This window comes from Eubacterium sp. ER2, assembly GCF_000765215.1.
Taxonomy (GTDB): Bacteria; Bacillota; Clostridia; order Lachnospirales; family Lachnospiraceae; genus Claveliimonas; species Claveliimonas intestinigallinarum.
Map to the genome: position 1 here is coordinate 105,269 of NZ_JPJE01000019.1, position 20,571 is coordinate 125,839.

General features: G+C 47.6%; 22 protein-coding genes and 2 tRNA genes. 11 read left to right on the forward strand and 13 right to left on the reverse strand.

What is annotated here, in order from left to right; translation table 11 throughout:
* Positions 1-3 precede the first annotated feature (3 nt).
* The 10 genes from pstC to NI21_RS0107930 all read left to right on the forward strand — a co-directional run bounded on the left by pstC (position 4) and on the right by NI21_RS0107930 (position 9,313).
* Positions 4-897 (forward strand): phosphate ABC transporter permease subunit PstC, encoded by an 894-nt coding sequence (gene pstC / locus NI21_RS0107885; RefSeq protein WP_033125694.1) that lies wholly within the window; start codon positions 4-6, stop codon positions 895-897.
* Positions 890-1,750 (forward strand): phosphate ABC transporter permease PstA, encoded by an 861-nt coding sequence (pstA, locus tag NI21_RS0107890; RefSeq protein ID WP_033125695.1) that lies wholly within the window; start codon positions 890-892, stop codon positions 1,748-1,750. The genes pstC and pstA overlap by 8 nt, the downstream gene beginning before the upstream one ends.
* 14 nt (positions 1,751-1,764) lie before the next feature.
* Positions 1,765-2,514 (forward strand): phosphate ABC transporter ATP-binding protein PstB, encoded by a 750-nt coding sequence (gene pstB, locus NI21_RS0107895; protein ID WP_033125696.1) that lies wholly within the window; start codon positions 1,765-1,767, stop codon positions 2,512-2,514.
* 3 nt (positions 2,515-2,517) lie between these two features.
* Positions 2,518-3,174, forward strand: coding sequence for a phosphate signaling complex protein PhoU (phoU, locus tag NI21_RS0107900; RefSeq protein WP_033125697.1), 657 nt, complete (start codon positions 2,518-2,520; stop codon positions 3,172-3,174).
* Positions 3,175-3,197: 23 nt separating this feature from the next.
* Positions 3,198-3,872 (forward strand): winged helix-turn-helix domain-containing protein, encoded by a 675-nt coding sequence (locus tag NI21_RS0107905; protein WP_033125698.1) that lies wholly within the window; start codon positions 3,198-3,200, stop codon positions 3,870-3,872.
* Between the two features lie 8 nt (positions 3,873-3,880).
* Positions 3,881-5,191: an ATP-binding protein gene (locus NI21_RS0107910; RefSeq protein ID WP_033125699.1), complete on the forward strand. Its 1,311-nt coding sequence runs from the start codon at positions 3,881-3,883 to the stop codon at positions 5,189-5,191.
* 377 nt (positions 5,192-5,568) lie between these two features.
* Positions 5,569-6,789, forward strand: coding sequence for an FprA family A-type flavoprotein (locus NI21_RS0107915; RefSeq protein ID WP_033125700.1), 1,221 nt, complete (start codon positions 5,569-5,571; stop codon positions 6,787-6,789).
* The gene (locus NI21_RS0107920) at positions 6,779-7,024 is read left to right on the forward strand and encodes a TM1266 family iron-only hydrogenase system putative regulator (protein ID WP_033125701.1); all 246 of its coding nucleotides are present in this window, start codon (positions 6,779-6,781) and stop codon (positions 7,022-7,024) included. The genes NI21_RS0107915 and NI21_RS0107920 overlap by 11 nt, the downstream gene beginning before the upstream one ends.
* 200 nt (positions 7,025-7,224) lie before the next feature.
* The gene (gene dapF / locus NI21_RS0107925; protein WP_033125702.1) at positions 7,225-8,067 is read left to right on the forward strand and encodes a diaminopimelate epimerase; all 843 of its coding nucleotides are present in this window, start codon (positions 7,225-7,227) and stop codon (positions 8,065-8,067) included.
* 31 nt (positions 8,068-8,098) lie between these two features.
* Positions 8,099-9,313, forward strand: coding sequence for an LL-diaminopimelate aminotransferase (locus tag NI21_RS0107930; protein WP_033125703.1), 1,215 nt, complete (start codon positions 8,099-8,101; stop codon positions 9,311-9,313).
* 39 nt (positions 9,314-9,352) lie between these two features.
* Here the strand turns inward: NI21_RS0107930 and NI21_RS0107935 are convergent, their stop codons facing one another.
* The 10 genes from NI21_RS0107935 to NI21_RS0107990 form a co-directional block, all read right to left on the reverse strand.
* Entirely contained in the window at positions 9,353-9,931 is a 579-nt protein-coding gene (locus NI21_RS0107935) for a hypothetical protein (protein ID WP_197052611.1), read from the reverse strand.
* Positions 9,932-10,287: 356 nt separating this feature from the next.
* Positions 10,288-11,439, reverse strand: coding sequence for a site-specific integrase (locus tag NI21_RS16735; protein WP_197052612.1), 1,152 nt, complete (start codon positions 11,437-11,439; stop codon positions 10,288-10,290).
* A 304-nt stretch (positions 11,440-11,743) separates the two neighbouring features.
* Positions 11,744-13,123 carry a phage/plasmid primase, P4 family gene (locus NI21_RS0107945; RefSeq protein WP_081958015.1) on the reverse strand — a complete coding sequence of 460 codons (1,380 nt, stop codon included), beginning with the start codon at positions 13,121-13,123 and terminating at the stop codon, positions 11,744-11,746.
* Positions 13,062-13,682, reverse strand: coding sequence for a CHC2 zinc finger domain-containing protein (locus NI21_RS0107950; RefSeq protein ID WP_033125704.1), 621 nt, complete (start codon positions 13,680-13,682; stop codon positions 13,062-13,064). The genes NI21_RS0107945 and NI21_RS0107950 overlap by 62 nt, the downstream gene beginning before the upstream one ends.
* Positions 13,683-14,019: 337 nt before the next feature.
* Entirely contained in the window at positions 14,020-15,132 is a 1,113-nt protein-coding gene (locus NI21_RS0107960) for a hypothetical protein (RefSeq protein ID WP_197052613.1), read from the reverse strand.
* Between the two features lie 113 nt (positions 15,133-15,245).
* Complete coding sequence (locus NI21_RS0107965) at positions 15,246-16,610, reverse strand: hypothetical protein (RefSeq protein WP_033125705.1); 1,365 nt, start codon at positions 16,608-16,610, stop codon at positions 15,246-15,248.
* Positions 16,607-16,957 (reverse strand): hypothetical protein, encoded by a 351-nt coding sequence (locus NI21_RS0107970; protein WP_033125706.1) that lies wholly within the window; start codon positions 16,955-16,957, stop codon positions 16,607-16,609. Before NI21_RS0107970 ends, NI21_RS0107965 begins: the two co-directional genes overlap by 4 nt.
* A gap of 12 nt (positions 16,958-16,969) precedes the next feature.
* The gene (locus NI21_RS0107975; RefSeq protein WP_033125707.1) at positions 16,970-17,515 is read right to left on the reverse strand and encodes a hypothetical protein; all 546 of its coding nucleotides are present in this window, start codon (positions 17,513-17,515) and stop codon (positions 16,970-16,972) included.
* Positions 17,508-18,014 (reverse strand): helix-turn-helix transcriptional regulator, encoded by a 507-nt coding sequence (locus NI21_RS16095; protein WP_052084012.1) that lies wholly within the window; start codon positions 18,012-18,014, stop codon positions 17,508-17,510. The genes NI21_RS0107975 and NI21_RS16095 overlap by 8 nt, the downstream gene beginning before the upstream one ends.
* Positions 18,015-18,651: 637 nt before the next feature.
* Positions 18,652-18,897 carry a hypothetical protein gene (locus NI21_RS0107990; protein ID WP_052084013.1) on the reverse strand — a complete coding sequence of 82 codons (246 nt, stop codon included), beginning with the start codon at positions 18,895-18,897 and terminating at the stop codon, positions 18,652-18,654.
* A gap of 159 nt (positions 18,898-19,056) precedes the next feature.
* Here NI21_RS0107990 and NI21_RS0107995 point away from each other — a divergent pair, with 159 nt between their 5' ends.
* Positions 19,057-19,263, forward strand: a complete 207-nt coding sequence (locus NI21_RS0107995) for a helix-turn-helix domain-containing protein (protein WP_033125709.1) — start codon at positions 19,057-19,059, stop codon at positions 19,261-19,263.
* A 208-nt stretch (positions 19,264-19,471) separates the two neighbouring features.
* On the opposite strand, the gene NI21_RS0108000 is transcribed toward NI21_RS0107995, so the two are convergent.
* The 3 genes from NI21_RS0108000 to NI21_RS0108010 form a co-directional block, all read right to left on the reverse strand.
* Positions 19,472-19,545: transfer RNA gene (locus NI21_RS0108000), tRNA-Pro, on the reverse strand.
* 54 nt (positions 19,546-19,599) lie between these two features.
* Positions 19,600-19,670, reverse strand: a tRNA-Gln gene (locus NI21_RS0108005).
* Positions 19,671-20,030: 360 nt separating this feature from the next.
* A partial coding sequence (locus NI21_RS0108010; RefSeq protein ID WP_033125710.1) for a 4Fe-4S dicluster domain-containing protein occupies positions 20,031-20,571 on the reverse strand: 541 nt, incomplete at its 5' end.

Below are 20,571 nucleotides of genomic sequence, written 5' to 3' on the forward strand. Positions count from 1 at the left end.
AAAATGAAATCTAAAGCATGGACTGAAAAATTCATGCAGGGAGTGTTCTTAGTTGCCGCCTGCGCTTCGGTGCTGGCGGTAGCACTCATTTGTATCTTTCTTTTTGCAAATGGTATCCCTGCAATTGGTGAAATTGGCTTTGTAAAATTTATTACGGGAGATATCTGGCGTCCCAACAACAACCTGTACGGTATCTTCCCGATGATCATCGGCAGTCTCTATGTGACAGCAGGCGCCATCATCTTCGGTGTGCCCATCGGAATTTTCACCTCTGTCTTCATGGCTATGTACTGTCCGAAGCAGATTTATAAACCGCTGAAGGCAGCCACAGAGCTGCTGGCAGGTATTCCCTCTGTTGTGTACGGCTTCTTCGGCCTGGTAGTCGTGGTGCCGCTGATCCGTGAATTCGGACGGACCTTAAAGAGCCTGGGACTGGTGGACCGGGCGGGCGACGGAAACAGTATCCTGACCACCTCCCTTATCCTTGGCATGATGATCCTCCCGACCATCATCGGAACAACGGAGAGCGCCATGAGGGCGGTGCCCGCCCACTACTATGAGGGCTCTCTCGCTCTGGGAGCGACAAAGGAGAGAAGTATCTTCCGGGTCATCATCCCGGCCGCGAAATCAGGCGTGATCGCGGGCATTGTCCTGGGAATCGGCCGTGCCATCGGCGAGACCATGGCAGTCATCATGATCGTGGGCAACCAGCCCCGTCTGACAGCCAGCATCCTCCAGGGGATCCGTACTCTGACAGGAAACATCGTCCTGGAGATGGGCTATGCCACAGGCCTGCACAGGGAGGCGCTGATCGCCACAGGCGTTGTGCTCTTTGTGTTCATCCTGATCATCAACTTCAGCGTGGCATTACTTAAGAGGGGGGCGGATCATGAGTAATAAAATGACAATAAAAGATAAGTTCAATACCTATCTGAAGCATCCGGGCTCCTTCGTGGTATTCCTTCTTGTTATGCTCGCGGCGGTCATTACCTTTGCGGTGCTGATCTTCCTGATCGTATACATCCTTGTAAACGGGCTGCCCCACATCACCCCGTCCCTGTTCTCGCTGGAATATTCCTCTGAGAACGCGTCGGTAGTGCCGGCCCTCATCAACACAGTGATCATGACGCTGCTCTCCCTGATCATTGCCATCCCCTTTGGTATCTTTTCCGCTATTTTCCTTGTGGAATATGCCGGCAAGGGCAACAAGTTCGTGGAGGTCATACGTCTTACAACAGAAACACTTTCCGGTATTCCCTCCATCGTGTACGGCCTGTTTGGTATGCTCTTCTTCGTAAACACGCTGGGGTGGGGCTTCTCACTTCTGGCCGGTGCGTTTACCCTGTCCATCATGATCCTTCCGCTTATCATGAGGACCACGGAGGAGGCGTTAAAGGCAGTTCCGGATTCCTACCGTGAGGGAAGCTTCGGGCTGGGGGCAGGTAAGCTGCGGACCGTGTTCCGCATCGTGCTTCCGTCTGCTATCCCCGGTATCCTGGCAGGTATCATCCTGGCCATCGGACGTATCGTAGGCGAGACAGCCGCTCTGATCTACACTGCCGGTACAGTGGCACAGGTGCCCACCAGCGTGTTCGGTTCCGGACGTACACTGGCTGTGCACATGTACAATCTGTCCAGTGAAGGTCTCTACATGGACCAGGCGTACGCGACGGCAGTCATCCTGCTCGTCCTCGTTGTAGGCATCAACGCGCTGTCAAGCGTGATCGCAAGAAAACTGACTAAAGCATAGGAAAGGTAAAGGAAATGTCGAAGATAAGTATTAAGAACCTTGACTTGTACTACAGTGACTTCAAGGCTCTGAAAAATGTAAATCTTGAAATAGAAGCCAATAAGATTACCGCTTTTATCGGACCTTCCGGATGCGGGAAATCTACCCTGTTAAAATCTATCAACCGCATGAACGACCTGGTGGAGGGCTGCCGGATCGAAGGGAGCATCGAGCTGGACGGACAGAACATCTTCAAAGGGATGGATGTCAATCTGCTGAGAAAGCGTGTGGGAATGGTGTTCCAGAAGCCCAATCCCTTCCCCATGAGCATTTACGACAACATCGCCTACGGTCCCAGGACCCACGGCATCCACTCCAAGTCAAAGCTGGACGACATTGTGGAGAAATCCCTGCGCAACGCGGCTATCTGGGACGAGTGCAAGGACCGTCTCAAGACAAGCGCCCTTGGCATGTCCGGCGGACAGCAGCAGAGGCTGTGCATCGCCAGAGCCCTGGCTGTGGAGCCGGAGGTGCTCCTCATGGATGAGCCAACATCCGCCCTGGATCCCATCTCTACATCCAAGATCGAGGACCTTGCGATGGAGCTGAAAAAGGACTATACTATTGTCATGGTTACACACAACATGCAGCAGGCTGTGCGTGTGTCTGACAACACGGCGTTCTTCCTTCTGGGAGAGGTAATTGAGTACAATGACACAGAGAAGCTGTTCTCCATTCCTTCAGACAAGAGAACAGAGGATTATATCACAGGGAGGTTTGGTTAGAATATGCGTAATAAATTTGATATGCAGCTTGAGCTGCTCAACGAACAGCTGACACGTATGGGAGAGCTCTGCGAACTGGCCATCAACCGGGTGACAAAGGCCCTTGTGGAGGGAAACCTGGAACAGGCAAAGAAAGTCATGGCCGCAGATGAGGAGATCGATCAGATGGAGAAGGACATCGAGCGCCTCTGCCTGAAGCTCCTCCTCCAGCAGCAGCCGGTGGCAAAGGATCTGCGCCAGATCTCCGCCGCCCTGAAAATGATCACGGACATGGAGCGCATCGGTGACCAGACGGCCGACATCGCTGAGATTATCATCTCTGCCGGCATGTCCGAGGCGGGGGATGTGAAAAAGATCGAGGAGATGTCCGCAGGTGTTGCCAGGATGGTGAACGACAGCGTGACTGCCTATGTGGAGCGGGATCTGGAGCTGGCAAGAAAGGTCATGGAGGCGGATGACAACATCGACAAGCTCTTTGATGAGATACGCGCCAGCATTATCAAGCTGATCGCAGAGGGAAATAAAGGAGAGCAGGGCGTGGATCTTGTCATGATCTCCAAGTACCTGGAGCGTATCGGCGACCATGCCACCAACATTGCCGAGTGGGTGGAGTTCTCCATCACAGGCGTCCACAAGGGTGCCCAGGCAGTCGAGGCATAATATATAAACAAGGGAGAAAACTGATGATTTTTTGTGTGGAGGATGACAACAACATCCGGGAACTGGTTGTATATACATTGGAGACAACAGGATTTAAGGCCCGTGGATTTGAGGACGGGAGCAGTTTTCTTGAGGCTCTGGCGCTGGATACGCCAGAGCTTATTCTTCTTGATATCATGCTCCCGGGGGAGGACGGCATCTCCCTGCTCAAACAGCTGAAGGCGTCGGTGAAGACCCAGGACATCCCGGTGATCATGATGACCGCCAAGGGGACGGAGTACGACAAGGTCATGGGGCTGGATCTGGGGGCGGACGACTATGTGACAAAGCCCTTCGGCATGATGGAGCTGATCTCCCGGATCAAGGCGGTGCTGCGAAGGAGCAAGAAGAATGCTGTGAAGATCGACGACAAGATTGCCCTGGGCCGCATTGTCATGGATGTAAAAAAACATGAGGTGCAGGCGGACGGACAGGTAGTCACCCTGACCCTAAAGGAGTTTGAGCTTTTAAAGCGGATGATGAAAAACCCGGATATCGTGCTGACAAGGGATCAGCTCCTGGAGGATATCTGGGGGTATGATTTTGACGGGGAGACAAGAACGGTGGATGTCCACGTCCGGACTCTCAGGCAGAAGCTTGGAAGTGCGGGAGAACAGATACAGACTGTCCGCGGTGTGGGCTACCGCATGAGCGAATAGGAGATTTTATGAGACGAAAAATACAGCGGAGCATGATCCTTGTTATTGCGGCCACGCTCCTGGTCTCCATGGCCCTCCTGACGTTTGTCGTGTACAGGCAGAACGTGGGGCTGATGGAGGAGGAAGCAAGGCAGGAGGCAGGGTATATCTGTGCGGCGATAGAGGCGTCCGGGTCCGCATATCTGGAGGAGATGGATGCCCAGCAGGAGGAGACCAGGGTCACCTGGATCGGCAGTGACGGAGATGTCCTGTATGATTCCTCAGAGGGACAGGAGGATATGGAGAACCACGCGGACCGGCCGGAGGTGCGGGAGGCGTTCCAAAGCGGAGCGGGACAGGACATACGCGAGTCCGATACGCTGGGCAGACAGATGTTTTACTATGCGCAACGTCTCTCGGACGGCTCGGTCCTCCGGGTCTCAAAAACAATCTCCAGCGCTCTTGGCTCGGCGCTGCAGATCCTGCCGGGAATGGCAGTGATAGCAGTGCTGATGGTAGGCCTGGCCTGGATGCTGTCAAAATGGCAGGTGTCAAAGCTGATAGAACCTATCAATAAACTGGATCTGGAACATCCCCTGGAAAATGATGTTTATGAGGAATTGACTCCATTGTTAGAAAGTATGGACAAGCAAAATAAGGAAAAAGAAGCAATTGCAAATATGAGAAAGGAGTTTTCGGCAAATGTTTCTCATGAGCTGAAAACGCCGCTCACGTCCATTTCCGGATATGCGGAGATCATGATGAACGGGCTCGTCAGGCCCGAGGATGTGCGCGGATTTTCCGAGAGGATCTACAATGAGGCCAGCCGCCTTATCGTGCTCATTGAGGATATCATCCGGCTCTCCAAGCTGGATGAAGGCGGCGGTGAGGTCGAGAAGGAAGAGGTTGATCTCTATGCCCTCACAAGAGAGGTGTGCTCGCGTCTGGCCCACAAGGCGGAGAAGCACAGTGTACATGTGGAGGTGTCCGGGGAGCCGGTCAGCATCGTGGGTATACGCCAGGTTCTCAACGAGATGATCTACAATATCTGTGAGAACGCGATCAAGTACAATAAACCCGGCGGAAAGGTGGACGTCTGGGTGGGGAGCACTCTGAAGGGAGTGAAGGTGATCGTCACTGACACTGGTATAGGCATACCGGAGGACCAGCAGGAACGGATATTCGAGCGCTTCTACAGGGTGGACAAGAGCCACTCCAAGGAGACCGGAGGCACGGGACTGGGGCTTTCCATTGTCAAGCACGGAGCTATTCTCCACAATGCCTCCATCCATGTGGACAGCAGCCTGGGAAAGGGTACCAGGATGGAGCTTACATTCTGAACAGCCGGAAAAGTACGAGGGACAGGGAAAGGCCTGTCCCTTTTTGTGTAAATTGCCGCTATGCTGCGAAAAATACGTCAAAAATTCAGCATACACAGAAGGATAAGTATGGTATAATAACCACAGCGTGGTTATTATACCTGCGCATAGAGCGGTTTCTGCGGAACCGCAGAAATCCGCCGCGCATCTGCCAGAGGTCCATGGCCGCCGTGCGGCCATGGTATAATAACCACAGCGTGGTTATTATACCTGCGCATAGAGCGGTTTCTGCGGAACCGCAGAAATCCGCTGCGCATCTGCCAGAGGTCCATGGCGCCGTGTGGCCATGGTATAATAAAGTGGCAAAAAAACGGATAGATAAACAGGAGGTTTAGTATATGCAGATCACAAGAAAGGTAACAAACGACATTACATGGGTTGGCTGCAATGACAGAAGACTGGCTCTCTTTGAGAACCTGTTTCCCATTCCCCGCGGAGTCTCCTACAATTCTTATCTCATCCAGGATGAGAAGACTGTCCTGATGGATACAGTTGACAGCAGCGCATCCCAGCAGTTCCTTGAGAATGTGGCCTATGCCCTGAAGGGGCGAGACCTCGATTACCTTATCGTGCAGCACATGGAGCCGGACCACTGCGGGACGATCGTGGAGGTCATGAGGACCTATCCCCGGGCAAAGGTGGTGGGCAGTGTCAAGGCACTCCAGATGATCGGCCAGTTTTACGATGTCAGCGGTTTCGACGCTGAAGAGCGGATGATGGCTGTAAAGGAGGGCGATACATTGGCCACAGGGGAGCACACCCTCCATTTTCTCATGGCGCCCATGGTACACTGGCCGGAGGTCATGGTTACCTATGACGAGAAGGACAAGGCCCTCTTTTCGGCGGATGCCTTTGGCACCTTCGGTGCGCTGAACGGAAAGCTTTTCAGCGATGAGGTGGACTTTGAGGGGGAGTGGCTGCCGGATGCCAGGAGATATTACGCAAATATCGTGGGTAAATATGGTGTCCAGGTGCAGGCTCTCCTGAAGAAGGCGGCAGCTGTGGATATCCAGATGATCTGCCCCCTTCACGGACCGGTGTGGAGGAGCGGTCTGTCCTGGTTCATGGACAAGTATGACAAGTGGAGCCGGTATGAGCCCGAGGATAAGGCTGTGGCCATCATCTACGGCTCCATCTATGGCAATACAGAGAACGCGGCGGACGCGCTTGCCTCCCGCCTGACAGAAAAGGGCGTGAAGGACGTGAAGATGTACGATGTGTCCCGGACCCATGTGTCTGAGCTCATTGCGGAGATCTTCCGGTGCAGCCATTTGGTACTGGCCTGCTCCACCTACAACGGGGGCATCTACCCGCCTATGGCAGACCTGCTGGAGGACATGAAGGCCCTCTCTGTGCAGAACAAGACAGTGGCCCTCATGGAAAACGGAACCTGGGCGGCAGCCTCCGGGCGCCTGATCACAGCAAAGCTGGAGGAGATGAAGAACACCACTTTGCTGGACACAAAGATTTCCATCAAATCCGCTCTCCAGAACGGCAGGGAGACAGAGCTGGACGCCTTTGCGCAGCAGATCGTGGAGGCCATGCAGGATGGAGAGTAAAGTGGTAGTGGTCAGCATCATTGTCAGGGATGAGGAGGCCGCAGCGGCGGTGAATGAGCTGCTCCACGAATACAGGCAGTACATTGTTGGCAGGATGGGCATTCCCTACCGCCAGAGAAATGTGTCCATTATCAGCGTGGTGATGGATGCGCCGGGGGATGTGACCAGCGCCCTCTCGGGCAAGCTCGGCATGCAGCCGGGAGTGTCGGCAAAGACGCTGACGGCGAAGGTGTAAATCAAAGTTGTTTTCCAATGGCGGGAGCTTTTCAGGCGCCCCGGAGCGGTCTCCGGGGATGGCTGGCGGGCTTCCGCTTTTTCGTCTTCAGCGGCGCTTTTTGCCGAGGCTGGTTTTCATGGGCAGCGCGCTTCTAAAACAGGCAGTTACGGCCGTATATATGAAACGAGAAGGTCTGCGGCAGGAGGCAGAGGCGTGCTATGAGATTTTCGAAAATGCAGGGCACGGGAAATGACTATATCTATGTAAATTGTCTGGAGGAGACGGTCAATGAGCCGGATATCCTTGCCAGGCGACTGAGCGACCGGCATTTTGGGGTGGGGGCGGACGGCCTCATTCTGATCCGCCCTTCCAGAAGAGCGGATTTTGCTATGGAGATGTACAATGCGGATGGCTCCCGGGGAGAGATGTGCGGGAACGGGATCCGCTGTCTGGGGAAATACGTCTACGACAGAGGGCTGACAGATAAGAGAGAGCTGGACATCCAGACCGGGGCAGGCACCCGGCATCTGAGGCTGTTTGCGGAGGAGGAGGTTCCGGCAGGCGGGGAGATCCGCATGGTGGAGGTGAATATGGGGAAGCCGGTGCTGGAGGCGGACCAGGTGCCTGCCATCTCGGAGCACACCTGCATGATACGCGAGCCTGTGCGGGTTGGCGGCGTGGAGTACCCGATGACCGCCATCTCCATGGGAAATCCCCACGCGGTCATTTTTACAGGCCATGTGAGAGGGCTGGATCTGCAGCGTTTGGGTCCGCCCATAGAATATCACGGCCGCTTTCCCAGGCGGGTGAATGTGGAGTTTGCCCAGGTGGAGGATCGGGGGACTGTCAGGGTGCGGGTGTGGGAGAGGGGGAGCGGTGAGACCCTGTCCTGCGGCACCGGCGCCTGCGCGGTTCTTGCGGCAGGCGTATTAAATGACTTGACAGACCGCCAGGTTACGGTAAAATTAATAGGAGGAGACCTGTTGGCACAGTGGCGGGAGGATACCGGCGAAATTCTGCTGACAGGGCCCGCTGTCCACGTGTTTGACGGCGAGGTATAAAACATAGTAAAAGATAAGGAGAATACAAGAGATGTTCAAAGTAAATGAAGATTATCTGAAATTGCCCGGCAGCTATCTTTTCTCTACTATCGGGAAAAAAGTGGCGGCCTACCAGGAGGCAAATCCTGAGAAATCCATCATCCGCCTTGGTATCGGCGACGTGACCCAGCCTCTGGCTCCGGCCATCATCGACGCCCTCCACAGCGCGGTGGATGAGATGGCTCACGCAGAGACGTTCCACGGCTACGCGCCGGATCTTGGATATGAGTTCCTGCGCAGCGCCATGGCAAAAAATGACTATCAGGACAAGGGCTGCGATATCAGGGCAGACGAGATTTTTATCTCAGACGGAGCAAAGTGTGACTCCGGAAATATCCAGGAGATTTTTGCAAAGGACAACAAGATCGCTGTGTGCGATCCCGTGTATCCGGTGTATGTGGACACCAACGTCATGGCAGGCCGAACAGGCACCTACGATCCGAAGACGGAGACATGGAGTGATGTGATCTACATGCCCTGCACAAAGGAGACAAATTTCGCGCCGGAGCTTCCGAAGGAGACACCGGACATCATTTATCTGTGCTTCCCCAACAACCCTACAGGCTCCACCATCACAAAGGCACAGCTCCAGGAGTGGGTGGACTATGCCAATAAGGTGGGCGCTGTCATTATCTACGACGCGGCCTACGAGGCATATATCTCCGAGGAGGATGTTCCCCACACCATCTATGAGTGTGAGGGGGCAAGGACCTGCGCCATCGAGCTGCGCAGCTTCTCCAAAAACGCGGGATTTACCGGCGTGCGTCTGGGCGCCACCATCGTGCCCAAGGACATCAAGTCCGGTGATGTGATGCTCCATTCCCTTTGGGCAAGACGACACGGCACAAAGTACAACGGCGCGCCCTACATCGTGCAGAAGGCGGGCGAGGCAGTCTACTCAGAGGCGGGCAAGGCCCAGCTGAAGGAGCAGGTGGCATACTACATGAACAACGCCAAGGTTATCTATCAGGGGCTGAAGGACGCAGGCTACAATGTATCAGGCGGCGTCAACGCTCCCTACATCTGGCTGGAAACCCCCTCCGGAATGACCTCCTGGCAGTTCTTCGACTACCTTCTGGAGAATGCCGGCGTGGTGGGCACCCCCGGTTCAGGCTTCGGCCCCAGCGGGGAAGGATATTTCCGGCTGACAGCCTTCGGCTCCTACGAGAATACAGTGGCAGCGATCGAGAGAATAAAGAAGATGTAATTTAATTTGAGACGTAATACTTTTTAAAAGTATTACGTCTCAAATTAATGGTACTGGTGGGGAATTGTGTAAATTGTAACCTGGAAGGACACACTTTCGCAATGGTTTTGCTGGGATAAAGGGGAAAGACCTGCCGATAGTGGCCCAATAGTTTGCTTTTTTCATCTCGTCCTCGATTTCGGCTTCATCCATCGGTTTTTTGTCCGCAATGGCTTCCGCGATCAGATCCTCCACATCTTGGGGAACGGAGGGGCGATATACTCCAACGCTGATATTCAGAAACCCATAAGAATACCCGTCTTCGCTATCGTCAATCTCTCCCTGATTTTCTTTGCTGAGTACATTGTACAAGGTATCTGCTGGGGTCCGGAAGGCAGAGACGCCATAGATGACCGGCTGCAGCTTCCCGTCAAATCCTCCTAAAAACTCAATGAATTCTATGCTTCCGTCATCGTCAAAATCAAATCGCAATTCGTTGTTAAAATAGAACAGGGAATGATTCCGTGTACTATAAGGTTCTCCAAACAGGTTTTTCACATCTTTTTGCGAAGAGGCCAACGCAATTTTTGCATCACTAAATTCCATACCCACTAAGGGGATGAGCTTTATTTTTTCCATAATTTCCACCTCGCCTAAATGCTCGAATATTTTTGATCATTTATCTTTTGCTTAGCAGTTGCTGTTCACAGTATAATTCTGTTTTTAGAACTGTGCAATAAAAAAGATATGCAGCTTTTTTGTCTCTGCATACCTTTGAAAGCGGATGTATGGCGGTTGTATTCACAGAATTGAAAATGAAAAGGCAACCGGTTTTCTGATTTTAGAAAAAAGAAAATCCCTCGTAAAAACGAGGGATAGATCGGAGTGACAGGATTTGAACCTGCGACCTCTACGCCCACGGTTTGTCCTCAGAGTCCTTGATTTTACTGAGTTTTTACCGGGGCGATCTCAAGAGGTAACACATCAGGTAACACTTACATTGCACAGGTTTCTACGTTGATTTCCTCAAGAATCTTTGCTTTTTCTGCAATTCCTGTCACATCAAAGGTATAATACTGCTCATTTACCATTCGGCTATGTCCAAGGATGGAAGCGGCAACGGTAGAAGAAACTCCTCTGCACCGCATATTTGAATTTAGTGTCTTTCGGAAGGCATGTATGCCCTTTTGATCAATTCCAACTTGTCTGCATTTTGTTTTGATACAAGATGAAATCGTTTTAGCATGTATCCGACCGTTTTCATTGGCAAAAACCCATTCACACAAATAGCCATATTCTTTTTCAATCATGTAGATTTTATGCAACAACTTTTTGATTTCCGCAGTCATAGGGAAGAAACGTACCTTTTTATTTTTTGTGCTGTCAATATAAAATATATCTTTTCTTCGGTTTGATTTCTCAGACTTATCAACTACGATATAATTCTCTTTAATAGCATCCCATCTCAATGCCACAATCTCGCCGACGCGCATACCCGTCAAGCTGGCAAACTCTACTGCATAGGTCGGAATGTAATTTGGCTTTGCTGCATGATCATCTGCGAATTGTTTTTGGAGCAGTTTCATATCATCTTTCGCAATAATCTTTTTCTCTGCCGGTTTATATTTCTCAGCGCAATAGGAATAGAAATCTTTTGCCTTGATAAACTCAACAGGATTATTTTCTATCCCCAGTTCTTTTCGCCCGTAAAAAACAGTATTTGTAATATATCCAAAAAGTTTTCTGCTGGTTTCTTTCTGAAGATTCAAACGTTTGATGGTCTGGACCATAAAAATCTTAATATCATCACTGCTGATATGCTTTATATCTTTTTGTGCGAAATCAGTATCTTTGAAAAAGCGATTGTAATCAGTTTCGTACTTTGCTACCGTATTATCACTGACTAACTGATCCTGAACTGTCCGCCACATAAGATATACATCCTGAAAGGTGTGTTTCCGCAACGATGGGATTTGACTTTTCCAGTAAGCTACGACCACATCCTCGATCTCTTTTCTGGTATTGCGCTTTTTTAACGCTTTTTTCCGTTCCTTTTCTTCATCAGGAAGATACGTTCTCCATTTACCGTCTTTTCCCTGCCATATACTGTAGGGATGATTTTCTATCAATTCCTTTCTTTTATTCATTTCTATCTGTTCTTGCACGTATGCTAAGTCAATCATACCGTTTTCAAGCGCATACTGCAATACATCATTTGCCGTTTTTCTTTCTATTGTTCAATCACTTCCTCCTTCCACATATTCCTTTCAAACGAGGAGAGGAATCCTCTGTGCCGTCAGGCACTTTTAAGGCACCTGTCAGGCAGTTTAAAAGTTGCAGTTTTCCTTTATTTTTCAAGCTTTCAGGCAGTTCAGGCGGTTTATTTTTATTCTTTGGGAAAATAAATTTCAGATAAAATAGATCAGACTCATTTTTACCCGCCTGAACCGCCTAAAAAAATCTGTACTGTTTTGTATTGATGAGTACATGGATTCCCCGGAATCCTCTTACGGTTTTCCCGTTTTCGCTGGGAAGGTTCTTATCATATGTGAGTCCCAGACTCCGGGCATTCTCATTCAGATATTTTTTAAATGTATTCTCAGCCCTTGGCTTTTCCAGATTGTCATCGCACCATTTCCGATAAGCAATATACAGTTGTCTGGAACTGGCATAGGTCTCTTTTTCCCTACGGACATAGCCTGATGAATTCAGAAAAGAGATAATATTATTCTCATTTTCCATCAAGTCTGCCAGATTCTGTTTTGCCTGATCGCTGATGCTGAACTCAAAACCGTTCTTTACGAGCCTCTGCAAACCTTCCAGACACCATAAAACGATCCCTTCTGCCTCCCGGATCAGTTTATCGCCCAGATAGCGGTCGTCTTTCCGGTCGGCTGTCCTGTCCTTCGTCATCAGCAGGATTTGTCTCCGGTAGAAGCCATAGGACTGGTCATGCAGGGATTTCAGGGAACCATTTCCGAAACAGATAATTCTCACGTACAGATACCCCTGCACACTCTGTTCCCCTTTCCGTTCCAGATCGATCTTATCCTCCATAGTGACAATACTCTTGATATTATTGGTAGATGGCAGGGCCTCTGTCCTCATATCATCATCCATGAACAAAAGTTTTCCCTCCTGATCTGCACGATTGAACCGGTCATTCTCCAGTTTCTGGATGCTCCCCGTATTCATGTTGTCACCCAGAATGGCTCTGAGAACCCGTCCGATCCGGCTCTTGCCTTCCCCGCCTTTTCCGATCATAAGGAGCATTTTCTGCCCTCGGTTGCTGGGGATCATAGCATATCCCATGAATTCCTGCAGAACCGGGATATCCTCTTTATCCAGCAGATCATCCAGAAATGCCAGCCATCGTTCCGGTACCGGGGCATTTGGATTATAACGAACCGGAAGCCGGTTCATCGACCATTCTTTGATTTCCGTAAAAGAGCCGTCCAGATGATAGGTTCCGTTGCGGAAATGAACCCGGTCTTCTCTGACCGGAGGCGCTTCACACTGGCATATGAGTTTTAAGGTATTCAAAATCCGATCTACCATCTTTGCCACATTAGATTTCTGGTATGGACTAATCTCTTCTAAGATTTCTTTCCGTACAGTGTCATCCTCAATCTCACCATCCAGATCATAGAACTTGCCGTGAATACATTTCCGTTCCTTCTTCCGCAGCATATATTCACAGAGAGCGATCTCATCGATCTTTTTCCCGTCAAACCAGTCCGCGTATTCAGGAGAATCGGCAGGAATTCCGCTAAGAAGCGTTTTCAGAGCTTCCAACTGTTCCGGCTTCAGACTCTTGAAGTCTTCCTGCATATCCAGCGATCTCCTTTCCGGCAGACAGGAGCAGTTCCACCCGTTCTTCCATCGGTGAATGTAAAAGCACATCCATCAGATACTCCACTCTAGGCAGTCTGTCCAAGGCTTCACAGAATCGGCAACTCCATTCTTCATCGGGTGTCTTTGGAGCAAAGCGCTCTTTCCAGAAGGACAGCTGTTCCCGATACTGACTCAACACAGAAAAGCAATTCCGTTCCAGTTCTGCATAATTCTGTTCCAACGATGCTGCTTTCACCGGATTTTTACGTTTGCCTCTGTCCGGCGGACGTCCTTCTTCATAACGGATTCCGAAATCCTTCGCTAATTTCCCGGCTGCTTCTCTTGCTGACAGACCAAAGTATCTTGCTGCAAAATCGATCACATCCCCGTCTGCCTGGCATCCGAAACAATGAAATCTTTGATCCAGCTTCATGCTGGGATGTCTGTCTCTGTGGAATGGACAGCATGCCATCCCTTTTTTCGTTACCCTAATCCCGTAATATTCAGCCGCTTGTCTGGCTGAAACGGTATCTTTTACTGCTTCATACATATTCAATTCGTATCCCTTCCTTTCTCGTATCCACAGTCTCTGAAAGGAAAAAATAAATTTCCCCTTCACTTAACCCAACAGGCAGTGGAGGGGTTTTACAAGGTGGAATCATTTTTTTAATTTCGTATATATACAACATATGCATCAAAAACCAATCCTTATCTTTGTAACCTATATATTTTCCCCTTCACTCAATTAGGAAGGAGTGATTGAATTTTACAAGAAAATCAAGAAATTGTTCGGCATATAAAAATACAGCCATCAGACTTACTCATCCAATAGCTGTATTCATTCTGTAATATATAATCCTATTTATACACTATTCTTTCTGCTCACGTTTTTACTAATCCCAATTCCAACGAATTGATTTTATATTTACAGTGAAGTACGAAAGCAAATATTCTTCTAGTTCTTTTGATAATTTATACAGTTGATCATAAAATAAATCATAGGTTATGCCATCATAGCAGCTTTCAACAAGTCCATAAAACGGCTGATTTGGAGCATACCACTTTTTTAAAATTACAGGGGTGCCATTCCGGTCAATCAAGTCATAATGCATCATACAATTTCTAAAATTCGAGGAAAACAGCATCGAATCTTCTTGGACATGTTTGATAAACATTTTATCTTTTATTCCATCAGGGTTATTTTGTTCTAAATGATTTATTATCTTATTAATTGCAAGCCAAGTATTATGAACCGTACAATATAATATTCGCATAGACCATTCATCTTTATTCCGAAACATAGGAATGAATATATTATTTATAAACCCTATTGTAGATAAAATATGCAAAATAATTAAATTCGTCTCCTTATCTAATTTTCTATTGAAAAATTTATTTTTTCTATTGGTATTAAAATCAATATATCCATATTGGGGGAGCAAATTAAAAAATGTGGTTTGAATTGTTATATTACTGATGTTGAAATATTCCACAAGGTATTTAGAAATTTGGTTACCTAATTTTTCCCCTACCATTTTTGCATGTTTCTCTTCTGTTTCTCCTTTATTTTCTGGTATATTAAGGTAAAAGCTGGCTAGTTGTGTATTAAATATAATTTTACCAGTTTCAACAAAATACACTCCAAGATTATAATGAATGTTAAAATATTTGAGAAATGAAAAGCGAAGCATATTTTTAAATCTTTGATTCTGTTGGTAATCAGAATTGAAAGCCATATTTTTACCTTTGGAATACTTGCCGGTAAAAATTTTCAACCCATTACGAATATCTTTCACTTCTTTTTCAGTATCAGATTCTAAATCTTCTACACCCCAAAATTCTTTTACTGATCTACAATATAAGGCACAAAATGGGATTAATGACAAATTTACCGCACTGTCATGAATATGCAATAATAAATCAACTAAAATTTTCCCGTCTCTCTTTATAAGTTCATTTGAATGCTCCCTTAATTTATTACAATATGCATCGTTGTCTATATTCAATATAATATTTCCTCCTAAGTATGATTAAATTAAAATTTCTATCGTGGCAGAGTTGCTCGTAATAGGCAATCAGCTTCTGGGTGAGCGTCTTTTTCATATAAGGCATCCTCATCTCAATTGAAAACCACTATGTAGTCTTCGGCAAACCTATCAAAGGTTGCATTCGCTTCAGCAAGAACGGCATCCAGTTCCTCATTGATTTTCCCTCTCACATACGTATCCCGTAACGTCGGTTTCTCAAGTAAAACCCACTTAAGTTGACCGTACGAGTACTTAGCAAAAGCAATCCACTGAGGATAGTTAATTGCAACAGGATTTTGAGTGAAATAGACTTTTCCAGCATTTGCGGCTGTTGCTCCGGCATGGGCAATAAACAACATTGTCGCCAACTTGGGATGCTTCTCTCTATTCAGGGACAGTGGAATGGAATCCTTTACCGCATGGCCTTCCTTGATTCGCTTAAAAGCATACCCTAAACGAACAATGACTTCAACAATCATTGCGGGGATTGACATGGAGCAGAAGTGTATGAAATCGTATCCCTCATAGTACATTCCTTGGACGATTTCGGCAATAGTCTGTTCTTCTTCTCCAATGTTACTAAACTGAAGAAGATTAAACAGACTCATCAAAGGTGCAGGCAGTCCCATCGATGTAGTAACATCCGACTTGAAGTGGATGACCTGTTTTGCCAAAGCTGCAAAGATATCGGATTCCTTGCGGTCAGCGTAGTTTTCCATCACTTGGGATACAATGTTTCCAGCTTTGTCGATAGTCGTCATCCTGCCAGTTAGAATATCTGCGACACCAAATATAAATCCTAAAATAGGGTCATGCCCCAACTGGAGAAGTCTGTGATAGTAGGCAGAGAGTCCCTCTACTCGGATGGTGGTGTGCCTGTTATCCTGGGCGTCATACGGAACCTTGCTAACCTTCGAGTTCGCGAGTTTTTGCATTTCTTCTTCAGGGAACTTTTTGTCAAAATAGTCCCGTACATAGTTTGCAAGTGGCCCACCTTTCAAACCCTCGGGAGTTTTGATAGGTATTCCAACAAGCAAAATATCTACAGCAGCACCAACCAGTCCGGCAAGGGCAGCTATACTGATATCAAATGCATCTAGACGATGAAGAACGTTGAACTCTTCGTTAAGTTGGTGAATAGCAAGTTCATTACTCCGCAGTTCTTCCTCTGTGAAAATTGACTCCAATTCACAGTCTGTGCCAACGTGTCTTTCTGCCTCAGCACACAGTTCTTCCCAAGTAGGAACAACCATGACTTTTCTCAGTTGCTGAATGGGTGACAATTCTTTAAGTTGTTCTGGTTGGTATCCAAGGTTTCGAAGCAACGCCTCTGCCCTCGCAATCGTAGCATTCGTCTCATCCGAGGACGGAAAGCGAATGTCTGCAAGTGCTTCGTCTTGATGCTTCAGAACAGAATTCATCTGTTTCTCAAATTCTGTGTACTTAAACTTGCTCACTTGCTACCACCTCCTCCTTCAGTAATATTCTTTACGATTTGCTCAAGCTGATCAATGTACCTGTTGGCCTCATGGGCTTGTTCTGCCTCTGTCCGTAGTGCGTTAATTTCAGCCTCGTGCTTACGTGTAACCTTCTGTTGTTTAACGGAACTTTCCTCAAAAGCTTTCTGATCCTTTTTACGACTAAGCCGCACCCTGATGCTATCAGCAACTGCCAGGAGTAAACCACCACCAAGGAACTCTTCCTTGTGGTTTCCGATGAATTTTACTACATCTTTGGCTACATTACCTACACCATCTCCGACCTTGGCAAAGTTTATGTTTTGTAATTTAATTCGCTTTCCCATAGAAACACTCCCTTATGCGACACCCAAATCGTGGCTCAAATCCTTAACTGCCTGTTGGAGTAAGATGTTGAGACTCTGCAGGTAATCAAGACGTTCCTTGTCTGCATCAGCCTCGTCCTTCAAAGCCTGGATGATAGCTTCATGACGAGCAAGGACTTCTTTGTACAGACGTTCCTTTTCCTGCCGCAGTTGTTTGTTCTTAAGGTGAGAGGCAACACCGACACCTCCAGATGCTAACACGGCAATAGGAGCCGCCAGAACGAAAATGCCCGCTACCATACCACCGCCCACGATAGTACCAGCAGTTGCTAAGCCAGAAGTAATACCAGCAGCAGAGAGACCTACGGCACCCAAACTATAAAGGGCGGCAAAAGACCCCACACCACCAATGCCTGCTCCAAGGGCTCCTGCAAGAACCTCTGGAATAGCACTTCCCTTGATGGTTCGTTTAGTGTCGTTAAGGGCTGCTGCTGCTTCGTTTACAACATTTACTACTTGCTGAAGGGAGTCAACACTTTGGAATACCATTTCCTTTTTCTTTTTTATATAATTACCCATCTTTTTTCTCCTTCAATGTCGGCTTCTTTTTGCCTGATGCGACTGCCTTGACAAGCCAAGCGTTTATGGCAGCAATTCCCGCTCCAAGACCTAACGGCCCCAAAAGAGCTGCCCCGCCGACAATTATACCAGCGGCTTTCATCCATTCTTTGGAGACATCAGCGCGGGTAGTAGTTCCTGCAAGAATAGAAGGGGCCATCATGTTTGCCTTCGCCAAAAGCTCCTCTCTATTTTCAGTGCTATAGTTCTCTGGGTGATCTACAAGAACATCCAACAAAACCTTGAGCATTTCGGTGTCTTCAGGTGCCTGTGCCATTTCTGCGTCAAGAACGCTTCTCATGGCAATATACTGTGTCTTGGTCAGCTTGTTGCGACCGCTTTCAATATTGTTGATGGTCTGACGAGTAACACCGATTTTCTCACCAAATTTTTCGGCTGTCCAACCAACGGTGCGTCGAATTAAAAGTAGATTGTCTTGCATACGAATTATTTCTTCCATATTCGCACCTCCTGTCTGTATATAGAATAAGCTTTGACAATATATTTGTCAACAGTTTAATATTTTCTTAGAAGGTGGAGAGTATATTTTTAAGAGCAAGATCCACCCCGGTAATACCGAAATCCATGTTATGAATTTGCTCTTCCCTTTTGGGGTTGTGATCTTGATGGGGATTTCGATTCCCCATACCCTCGATAATCTGCCTCTTTAGCAGAATATTAGCGTCCACTGAAAAGTGAAACGCAGCACAAAAGGCAGATCCTGACAGGACTGTCGGCTCTCCTATTTGTGATGTTACTTCGTAACAGAAAAAAGAAAGGAAGAGGCCGTCCAGATAAATCATTTCAAAATGATAACGAAACCGTACCAAACCGTCGTCTTGCACTGTAGATAAGATAAACCTCAACTGATGATAACTGCCGTCAAAAAGTCTTATGGCGATAGGCGAAAATGAAAAAATGATACCGAAACGATACCCCAATTGCTGTTCAGTCATTGAAAACGGCGGGACAGCAAACGGAGAAACACCAATGCGGCGAATACGCAGGAAAAGGCGGAGTCGGATAGTATTTTAACATCGTAAAAATCATGAACACCCTGACAGACTTATAAAGTGAAATTTCCTGTCAGGGTTCTTTTATTCATCCCTTGTGTTATTTTCATATTTTTTTATTTTCCGCATCAGACCTCTGTATATAGGGTCTTTTAGTAGATATATCTTATCTCGGCTGATCGGATATTCAGACATAAAATCCGGATTTTCTGCGAAGAATTTTTTCTGTTCCTCATCCGTCAGATGAATTGTATATTCTTCATAGAAATCCATATCATCGCCCAGTATGAATTTTTCAAAACGTTTATATTGTTCTTCTGTCCATTCCATTTTCGCTATTATCCTCTATGTAGGCTAATATGTATTTTCCCCTTTTTGCCAATTCTTAAAGATACTCTCAAAACAAATATAGTCGTAATAAGACTAAAATGCAATAGTCGTGTCGAGACTTTTTTATAATGGAGAAAAATTGAGGGAAGTAAGTAAGACATGGTATTTGAAAATATCCGGAATCTCCGTGAAGATAATGATAAGACACAGCAGGAAATTGCTGATTATCTGAATATAAAGCAGACCACATATTCTAAATATGAATTGGGAAAAATCAATATTCCAATTGAAGTCTTCATTAAGCTGGCTGACTATTATGGAGTCTCTCTGGATTATCTGGTCGGAAGATCAAAGAACAAAAATTAAGGATCACCTCTTTCAGAAAGAGCAGTGATCCTTTTCTTCATATCATCTTTTCAATTTTATCCGGTAAAAAGTTTTTCGGAAAGGAGCATACGTGCAAGATTTCCTCCTTTAATTTTTACGTCCGTGGAGGTAACACCAGGTAACACGAACGTTTGTTTAAATATCGGCTTGCCAACACCCGAAAAACCTATATTTTTGCATGAAAAAATCGGAGTGACAGGATTTGAACCTGCGACCTCTACGTCCCGAACGTAGCGCTCTACCAAGCTGAGCCACACTCCGTTAATGTTGACCGAAACTTCCTTTTACAGAAGTTCCGGTGCCCCTGCCAAGGAACTACGGATAGAGGACTCGAACCTCTACTAACAGAGTCAGAGTCTGCTGTGCTGCCATTACACCAATCCGCATTACTAAGCTTCTGTGTTCGTTTTGTTCAGCGAACAAATATTATTATAGCAGGCTTTTCCAAAAATGCAAGCACTTTTTTAAATTTTTTTTCTTTCTTTTGAGGATGCAAATCTGTTGACTTAAATATTGCCTGAAATTGGATGAGGAGTCCTATGTCTCTGTCGAAGACGAGAGTATACTGGGGACTGTGATACCATAGAAGAACGTTTTAATCCGGATCGAACAATCTTATCGCTTGAATTTGCGGAAAAGCAGACAAGGAAAGCAAGCGAAGAAAATAGAAATGAGAGAGGAGAGACCAATTTCGGCCTCTCCTTTTTCGGCTTCTGCCAACGATAGATCACTCCGGCGGTCTCAGATCAGCGCAGCGCCGCATACTGTTTCATGACAGCGGGAATGTCGATCCTCTGGGGACACCTCTTCGCGCAGGCACCGCACTGGAGACAGGCCATGGGGCCTTTGATCTGCGTCAGATGGAACAGCTTCCACGGCTCCCCGCCGACAGTGAGCTCATTGTAGCCCTGGATCAGAGCCGGGATATCCAGATCAGCCGGGCAGACGGGGCAGCAGTAGCGGCAGGAGGAGCAGGGGACGCCAAAGGAATCCCGGAAAGCATTTACCGCCCTGTCCAGCGCTGTGTGCTCCGCTGGGGAGAGAGTGTTGCCCTCCCGGAATACCTCTGCATTTGCGTGAACCTCCTGGGGAGAGGACATGCCGCTGAGAACGCACTGCACATTGTCCAGCCCCATCAGATAGCGGAAGGACCAGGAGGGAATTGACTGCTCCGGGGCGGCGGCCCGCAGGATGTCCTCCGCCTCCTGGCTTAAGTGTACAAGGCGGCCGCCCTTCAGGGGCTCCATGACCCAGACCGGAATGTTGTGTTCAGTCAGGATCTCGTAT